Annotated in this window: 4 protein-coding genes and 1 pseudogene; 4 read left to right on the forward strand and 1 reads right to left on the reverse strand. The window is 67.3% G+C overall.

Annotated features, from left to right (window positions below; translation table 11 throughout):
* The 4 genes and pseudogenes from ABW137_RS11080 to ABW137_RS11095 all read left to right on the forward strand — a co-directional run.
* Positions 1–100: pseudogene (locus ABW137_RS11080) on the forward strand (benzoate 1,2-dioxygenase small subunit); the annotation flags it as partial.
* Positions 101–109: 9 nt separating this feature from the next.
* Positions 110–2770 carry a benzoate 1,2-dioxygenase electron transfer component BenC gene (benC, locus tag ABW137_RS11085; RefSeq protein WP_526399795.1) on the forward strand — a complete coding sequence of 887 codons (2661 nt, stop codon included), beginning with the start codon at positions 110–112 and terminating at the stop codon, positions 2768–2770.
* Positions 2771–2805: 35 nt separating this feature from the next.
* Entirely contained in the window at positions 2806–4122 is a 1317-nt protein-coding gene (locus ABW137_RS11090) for an MFS transporter (protein ID WP_526399796.1), read from the forward strand.
* 8 nt (positions 4123–4130) lie between these two features.
* Positions 4131–6761, forward strand: coding sequence for a helix-turn-helix transcriptional regulator (locus ABW137_RS11095; RefSeq protein WP_526399800.1), 2631 nt, complete (start codon positions 4131–4133; stop codon positions 6759–6761).
* A gap of 18 nt (positions 6762–6779) precedes the next feature.
* Here the strand turns inward: ABW137_RS11095 and ABW137_RS11100 are convergent.
* The coding region (locus ABW137_RS11100; RefSeq protein ID WP_526399798.1) for an MMPL/RND family transporter at positions 6780–9078 on the reverse strand (2299 nt) is incomplete at its 5' end.

A 9078-nucleotide genomic window follows, 5' to 3' on the forward strand; every position in this document is an offset into this window, starting at 1 on the left:
CACCATCGACTTCAGCGGCGAGCAGCCCTTGATCCGGCGCAAGACCGTCGTGCTCAAGAACGACTACATCCACCACGTGGTGGACGTCTACCACTTCTAGGGGCCAGCCATGACCGCCACGACCAGCGAAACATATTCCATCGCACTGTCCTTCGAGGACGGCGTGACCAGATTCATCAACTGCAGGGACGACCAGACCGTCGCCGACGCCTCGTACCGCCAGCGGATCAACATCCCCCTGGATTGCCGAGACGGCGCCTGCGGCACGTGCAAGGCCCTGTGCGAATCGGGTTCCTTCGACGGTGGGACCTATCTCGAAGACGCGTTACCCACCGACGAGGCAGCCGCGGGATACGTCCTGCCGTGCAGCATGAAGCCACGCTCGGATCTCGTCCTGCAGATCGCCAGCACCTCCGACGTCGCGAAAACCCAAGCCGCGAAGTACACCGGGACGTTGGTCGCCCTCGATCGGCTGTCGTCGACCACGGTGGCCATCGGCGTCGAAATCCCGAACCGCTCCGAATTGGCGTTTCTGCCGGGCCAGTACGTGAACATCGCGGTGCCGGGCACCGACCAGACTCGCTCCTACTCGTTCTCGAACGCTCCCGGCGACGAGTTGCTCACGTTCCTGGTGAAACTCACCCCCGGCGGTGCGATGTCGGAGTACCTCGACCAGCGTGCTGCCCTCGGCGACACCATCGAGTTCACCGGGCCCAACGGGTCGTTCTTCCTCAGGGAGGCAGACCGTCCCGTCGTGCTGCTGGCCGGCGGCACCGGTCTCGCACCGGTGCTGTCGATGCTCCGCACCATGCGTACGGGGTCGACCCAACGCAGGGTCCACCTGATCTACGGGGTCAGTACCGACGAGGATCTGGTGGCGCTCGACGACATCGCGGAAATTGGCTCCGCCCTTCCCGAATTCACCTGGGACCACTGCGTATCGGACCCGAACTCCACCGCCGAGCACAAGGGCTACGTCCCCAGCCTCATCACGCCCGCGCACCTCAACGACGGTGACGTCGCGATCTATCTGTGCGGACCGCCGCCCATGGTCGAGGCAGTGCGCACCCACGTCACCGGAGCAGGCATCGAGCCGACGGGCTTCTACTATGAGAAGTTCGCGCTTGCCAACGCCTCCCCTGCCGGCCAGCCGATCCAGTCGCCGCAGGCCACCACCTCGGCCGAGCCACCGCTTCTGGTCGCCGAGGATGCCCGTGCCGTCGCGGGCCACGTCGTCCTTGCCCGCCTTGATCTGCCCGCGCAGGACGGAACGGCGACCGTTCCCGACGACCACCAGGCCATCAGATCGATTGCAGGCCAACAGCTCGCACCCTCCTACCCGGGCTCGGGCGAGCCCGCCGCCTTGGATCCCGACGACGGTGCGTTGATCGGCACTGGCGCGCGGCTCCTCGCCGGGCAAGAAGTCTTCGGGGTCGACGAAACATCCACTGCCACGATCGAACCCACCTCACCCGTTCATTCCCTCGTGACCGACGACGGATACCAGATCGGCGAGGAACACCCCGAGGTCCACGCCTCCGACGCGCTGTTCGAGGCGCGCCAGGCCCTCGAGCTCGGGGCGCTCGAACTGACGCTGGGGCGGCTCACCTCGCAGCAGCTCGCCGGATACCGGCTGCTGGCCGAGTCCACCATGCCCTACGTGCAGGACGACCACTTCGTCGACGCGGCGCAGTACACGGAGACCAACGCCGCGTTCCACGACTATCTGTTCACCCTGACGCGCAACGATCACCTGCTGCAGGCGTATCAAGCCCTCGGCGTCAAGGGCCGGATGAGCGAGGTTCTGCGCAACGCGACATGGTGCCATCCGTTGTGCGCGCAGGACCACGTCGACATCGTGGATGCCTTCGCGTCAGGTGATCGCGACGCCGCCAGGGCACTGATCACCGCGCACGCCGAGCGCTCCAAGCAGACCATGCGCCGCGCCATGTCCGACTCCGCCACCGCGCGACGACCGAAGTTCGTCACGCCCGGCCGTTTCGCCGGGAAGGTCGTGGTGGTCACGGGTGCGGCCCAGGGCATCGGCGAGCAGACCGCGCGCCGGATCAGCGCTGAAGGCGGGACCCTCGTGCTCGCCGATCGCTCCGAGCTGATCAAGGAGCTCGCCGACGAATTGAGCACCCACGGTGCGAGGGCGCTGGCCGTCACCGCCGACCTCGAGCATTGGGAAGGGGCTGATTCACTTTCCCAACAGGCCCTTTCGGCATTCGGCCGGATCGACGTCCTGATCAACAACGTCGGCGGGGCGATCAACTTCAAGCCGTTCACGGAGTTCACCGACACCGAGATTCGGGCCGAGATCGACAGGTCCCTGATGACGACGCTGTATGCGTGTCGGGCCGCCCTGCCTGCCATGGTCGAGCGCGGGAGCGGCGTCATCGTCAACGTGTCGTCGGCCGCGACCAAGGGCATCCATCGCATTCCCTACTCGGCAGCCAAGGGGGGCATCAACGCCATCACGGCGTCACTCGCCATGGAATACGCATCCGACGGCATTCGCGTCGTCGCCACCGCGCCGGGCGGAACCGCCGCCCCGGTGCGACGGATCTCGCGCGGAACCCCCGAGCAGCGCAACGACACGGAGCGCGCGTGGTTCGACGCCCACATCGACCAGACCATCGACTCGTCGTTGATGAAGCGCTACGGCACCCTCGACGAGCAGGCGGCGGCCATCTGCTTCCTGGCCTCCGACGAGGCCACCTACATCACCGGCACCGTACTCCCCGTCGCCGGTGGCGACGCCGGCTGAACATCCCACCCCCACAATGAAACTGGAGTCCCCTCATGCTGGATGATCGACGTCGCCGCACCCTCGCCTGGGTGGTCGGCCTGTCCACTGCCGCGCTGATCTTCGACGGCTACGACCTCGTGGTCTACGGCACTGTCGTCCCCACGCTCCTGGCCGACTCCAGCCAACTCGGCGCGGTATCTCCCCAGCAGGCGGGTGCGCTGGGCAGCTACGCCTTGATCGGCGTCATGGTGGGAGCCCTGTGCGCAGGTGCGATCGGTGACCTGATCGGCCGCCGAAAGATCATTCTGGTCAACCTCGCGTGGTTCTCGATCGGCATGGGGCTCACCGCGACGGCCCAGTCGATCACCACCTTCGGCGCGTTCCGCTTCCTGACCGGAATCGGCGTCGGCGCACTCGTCGCGACGGTAGGCGCACTGGTGGCCGAATTCGCGGAACCCCATCGGCGCAATCGCCTCAATGCGGTCGTCTACAGTGGCGTGCCCGCCGGGGGCGTGCTGGCCGCCGTGGTTGCCCTGCTGTTCGCCGATGGCGACGGTTGGCGGCTGTTGTTCGCCTTCGGCGCCCTTCCCCTCTTCGTCCTCCTGCCGCTTGCGGTGTGGAAGCTGCCGGAGTCTCCCCAGTGGTTGGCCGCGCGAGGCCACCACTCGCGGGCGGCCGAGCTGGCGGGCCGCACTGGAGTGACGCTGTCGAACGCCGACACCGAAGGCGGTCGGGCGGGTTTCGCCGCGTTGGCCCGGCGGCCCCTGGCACTGCCCACCGCGCTGCTGGGCACGATGAGCTTCGTCGGCCTGCTGCTCACCTACGGACTCAACACGTGGCTTCCACAAATCATGCGGGTCAATGGATTTGACAAGACGTACTCGCTCACCTTCCTGCTGGTGCTCAATCTCGGCGCGATCGTCGGCGGGCTGATCGCGTCCTACGCCGCCGACCGGATCGGCGGTGCGCAACGGGTCATCGTCACCACCTTCCTGCTCGCCGCCGCGATGCTGGCACTGCTCACCCTCCAACTTCCGCTGGCCGTCCTCTTGATGGCCGTGGCAATTGCCGGTGTGGGCACCATCGGCACCCAGGTGCTCATCTACGGGCTGGTGTCCGGCTACTACCCCACCAGGGCGCGCGCGGCAGGCGTCGCATGGTGCGCGGGCTTCGGCAGGCTCGGCGGCATCGTCGGACCGGTCGTGGGGGGACTACTCATCGGAGCAGGCCTCGGCGGCTCCCTGGCCTTCGTGATCTTCGCCGCCCTCGCGGTGTTCGGGGCGATGGTGACGGCGTTCGTGCCACGAAACAGGCCATCACCAACCGTGTCGAGCGACCACGAGGACGAGCGGCTCGCCACTACGATGTGACGGTGCTCATCGGGCCCACCGGTTGCATCGGGCGTGACGCGGAACTGTCCGACCTCGCCGACCGCCTCCGCAGCACCGCCAGCGACGGGGTCGGGGTGGTGGCGGTCGTCGGCGCCCCTGGCATGGGCAAGACCGCGCTGCTTCGCGCGCTGACGGCCCAGCACGCCGATGCGATGTGGGCCCGCGCCACACCGTGGGAGTCCGAGCTGCCCGGCGGGGTGCTCGCCCAACTCCTGCAGGACGAGGTGCCCGACGATCCCCTGGACGCGGCCGCCCACCTCGTCGACCGGCTGCGAACGAGCGAGCCCGTGCTGCTGATCATCGACGACGCCGAACATGCCGATACCGAGTCGCTTCAATCGCTTTCGACGCTGGTTCGGCATCAGCGCGAGCTGGCGGTCCTGGTGGTGCTCGCAATGGCGACGCCATCTTCCTGGTCGCACGACCTAGCCGCCGAGCGGCTGAACCTGACCGGACTGTCGGGGCAGGCCGTCAGCGCACTCGCCGCCGCGCGCGGCCGAGCCCTGCATCCGTCGGTGGTCAGCGCGCTCACCCAGCACACCGCGGGTAATCCTCGCGACGTTCTCGCACTTCTCGAGGAGGTCCCCGAGGCCGTCTGGTCACAACCCGACGCGATCCTGCCCGCCACCCGCCACGTCCGCGAACGGACCAGGGACCGAATGGCCAGCTGCACACCCGGCGGCCGCGCGCTGGTCGAGGCCGTGGCGATCCTCGGCGCGCACGGCACCCTCGCCGACGCCGCCGTGCTGGCCGGATTGAACGACCCGCTGCCTGCCCTCGATTCGGCAACGGCCGCTGGCCTTCTGATCGCTCCGACACCGTTCGAGCCGCTGCTGTGCGACCCCTCGACCGAGGTCGCGGTCATCGATCTCATGGGCATCGAGGCGACGGCCGAGGCGCACCGGCGAGCGGCCTGCGTCGTCACCGACGAGGTCGAGCGGCTCAGCCACCTGGTGGCAGCGACGCCGACCCCGGATTCGACGTTGGCCGACGACGTGGCCCGCTTGGCGTCCGACCGTGGCGCCGAGGGCGCCTGGGCGCAGGCTGCCACCCTGTTTCGCGACTCCGCGAGGCTGACCGCTGATCCGCTCCAGCACGACGAGCGCCTCACACGCTCCGTCGATGCGCTGATCGCCGCGGGTGACTGCGTGGCGGCCGCGGCCAAGGTCCCCGCGGTGGAGAGTCTGCGCGAGACACCGCTGCGGAATGCGGTTTTGGCCTACCTCGCCATCCTTCGTGGCCGCACGGCGGAGGCCGAGGTGCGATTGGCACGCGCGTGGGACATCGTCAACGCCGAGCGCGACCCGGACACGGCGGCACTGGTGGCGCAACGCTACGTCCTGCACTCGCTGATCCGGTGCCGTGGCGACGAATTGGTCACCTGGGCCGACCGTGCACTGAGCCTGGCGGACAGCAACTCCCCCGCGGGCATCGAGTCCGCGGCGATCCGCGGCTTGGGACTGCTGGCAGCCGGTCATCCCCGCCGCGCGGCCGCCGCCTACGACGACCTCGGCACGCGCGTCCGACACGGTGCCCAGGCCCAGCGCGTCGTGATGGGGCGCGGCTGGGTCCAGTTCATCCGCGACGACGTCGACGGGGCACGTGCGAGTCTGGAGAGCGCGGTGGCAGCGGCCGGCCTCGGTGGGTCGCGGCGAATCACACTGTGGGCGTTGGCCTGGTTGGCCAGGGTGCAGTTCGTCACCGGCGAGTGGGACCGCGCGATGAGTACCGTCGAGCAGGGGCGTGCGCTTGCGACGACGAGTGGGATCGTCCTGACCACACCGATGTTCGAGTGGACCGCGGCACAGATCGCGGCTCTGAGAGGTGACTGGGCCGCGGCCGCAGCGGCGGTCGGCGCGGCGTCGGCGAACACCGGAGACTACGAGATGATGGTCATCCCCACCGTACTGGCGCGGGCGCAGATCGCCGAAGCGGAGGCTGATTACGCCAAGGTCCGCCAGCTCGCCGAACCGTTGAGGCGGTTGGCCGCCGGAACCTCACTGCAGGAACCCGGTTACTGGCCGTGGCCCGATCTTCTGGCCAACGCACTGGTGCTGGACGGCCGACTGGATGAGGCCGACGCGTTCCTTCGGCCCCACGAACAGCGCGCGAAGACCCGCGGCCACCGATCCGCGCAGGCCCGCCTCGGCTATGCCCGCGGCCGGTGGCATGGCGCACTCGGCGACATCCACGAAGCGCGAAGGTCTTTCGAGGCGTCGCTCGAGCTGCTCGATGGACTGCCCCTGCGTTACGACACCGCGCGGGTCAACTTCGCCTACGGGCAGACGCTGCGTCGTGCGGGCAAGCGACGTCAGGCCGACGCGGTGATCAGCACGGCCCGTGAGCTATTCGTGGCGCTGGGTGCATCCACTTACGTAGCGCGCTGCGATCGCGAAATGAAGGCGGGTGGCCTGCACCAGATCCGCGGCGAGCGTGCTGGCGTCGTCCTCACTCCACAGGAAGAATCCGTTACTGCGCTTGTCGCCCAGGGGCTTTCGAACCGGGAAGTGGCCGCGGAGCTGTTCGTGTCCGCGAAGACGGTGCAGTACCACCTGACGCGTGTGTATGCGAAGCTCGGCGTACGCTCACGCTCGGAATTGGCGGCACTGCGCCGCTGAGCACCCCAGAGGACGCGCTCACGGAGATTCGCGCCCGTCGTCGGCGTCCCGGAAACCGTGGCGTCCACCCGCTGCGGCCGGTGCCAACGGGCGGGGCGGGCGGGCGGGTCGGGTCCGGACGTTTTGCGGCCACCAGAACCATCGGCCCATCAGCGCCGCGATCGACGGGGTCAGGAAGGATCGGATCACCAGGGTGTCGACGAGGAGACCGAGGCCGATGGTGGTGCCGACCTGAGCCATCACCTTCAGGTCGCTGATGGCGAACGACATCATCGTGAATGCGAACACCAAACCGGCCGAGGTCACCACGCTGCCGCTGCCCGCGATCGCCCGGATGATGCCGGTTTTCAGCCCGGCATCGCGTTCCTCCTTGAACCTCGACACCAGTAGCAGGTTGTAGTCCGATCCCACCGCCAGCAGGATGATCACCGACATGGCCAGGACCATCCAGTGCAGTTCGAGGCCGATCACGTGTTGCCACAACAGGACTGACAATCCGAATGACGCGGCCAGCGACAATGCCACGGTGCCGACGATCACCAGCGCGGCGACCGCCGCTCGGGTGATGATCAGCATGATGACGAAGATGAGGCAGAGCGCCGAGATGGCGGCGATGATCAGGTCGTAGTTGGAGCCGTCGCGCATGTCCTTGTAGGTTGCCGCGGTCCCGCCGAGGTAGATCTTGGAGGTCTCCAGGGGCGTTCCCTTGATCGCCTCGAACGCGGCGTTCTTGATCTCCTCGACGTGGGAGATTCCCTCCGGCGTCGCGGGGTCGCCCTGGTGGGAGATGATGAAGCGCACGGCCTTGCCGTCGGGAGAGACGAATTGTTTGAGGCCTCTTTTGAAGTCGGGGTTGTCGAACACTTCGGGCGGCAGATAGAACGTGTCGTCGATCTTGGAGTCGTCGAAGGCTCGCCCGATGGCGTTGGGGTCGGACTGCTGTCGGTCTTGCAGGCTCTGCTGCCCGTGCTGTGTGGCGTAGTTGGCCAGGATCTGATCGCGGTTGGTTTCCTGGCTGGCGATCTGCGGGGGGATCAACGCCAGCAGTTGGGGTTGCAGCGCGTTGATCTTGTCGAGGCTGACCGTGGTCTCCCCGAGAAGGTCGGTCAGTTCGCTGATCCCGTCGATCGCGTCGAAGACCGACCGCAGCGTGTAGCAGACGGGGATGTCGTAGCAGTGCGGTTCCCAGTAGAAGTAGCTGCGGATGGGGCGGAAGAAGTCGTCGAAGTTCGCGATCTTGTCCCGCAGTTCGTTGGTGACGGCCACCGTCTGCTTCAAGGAGTCGGCTTGTTCCTGTTGGGCGGCAGCACTTTCGGTCTGCAACTGCAGCTGTCGGCGCAGGATGTTGATCTGGTTGTTGATGTCGGCGGCCTGCGTCAGCAGGTCGGCGGTCCGGTCTTGCGAGTAGGACTGGCCGAGCTTCTGGTTGACTCCCTGCTGGCCAACGATGTACGGGATGGAGGTGCCGTCGATCGGGGTGCCCAACGGTCGGGTGATCGTCTGCACCCTGGCGATGCCGGGTAGATGGAAGACGTCCTTGGCGACCTTGTTGACGATCAGCATGTCGGTGGAGTTGCGCAGGTCGTGGTCGGCCACCAGCATCAGCACCTCGGGGTTGAGCCGCGACTGTGGGAAGTGTTTCGCCGCAACGCCGTAGCCAATGTTGGCCTCGACGTCGGCCGGCAGGTACTTCTTGTCGTCGTAGCTGGTCTTGTACGACGGCAGCGCGACCAGGCCGACCAGGGTGATCGCCGTGGACGCCAGCAGGATGGGTACGGGCCAGCGCACCACGGCCGTCCCGATTCGGCGCCACCCGCGGGTCTGGGTCTTGCGCTTGGGGTCGAGCAAGCCGAACCGCGACGCAATGGTCAGCAACGCCGGTGCCAGTGTCAACGCCGACATCGTCACGACGAACATGCCGATGGCGAGCGGGATTCCGAGGGTCTGGAAGTAGGGCAGTCGGGTGAAGTGCAGGCAGAGGGTGGCGCCGGCGATCGTCATCCCGGATCCCATGATGACGTGGGCGGTGCCGTGATACATCACGTAGAAGGCGTCTTCGCGGTCGTCGCCCGAGTTGCGCGCTTCGTGGTATCGGCCGACGAGGAAGATCGCGTAGTCGGTGGCGGCGGCAATTGCCAACAGTGTCAACAGGTTCACCGCGAAGGTGGACAGTTCGATGACGTGGTGGTAGCCCAGGAAGGCCACCACGCCGCGGGCCACGGCCAGTTCGAGCACCACCGTCAGCAGGACGGCGAGCACGGTGACGATCGAGCGGTACACCAGGAGCAGCATCGTCACGATCACCACGAAGGTGAGC

This window comes from Mycobacterium sp. (assembly GCF_040509115.1).
Taxonomy (GTDB): domain Bacteria; phylum Actinomycetota; class Actinomycetes; order Mycobacteriales; family Mycobacteriaceae; genus Mycobacterium.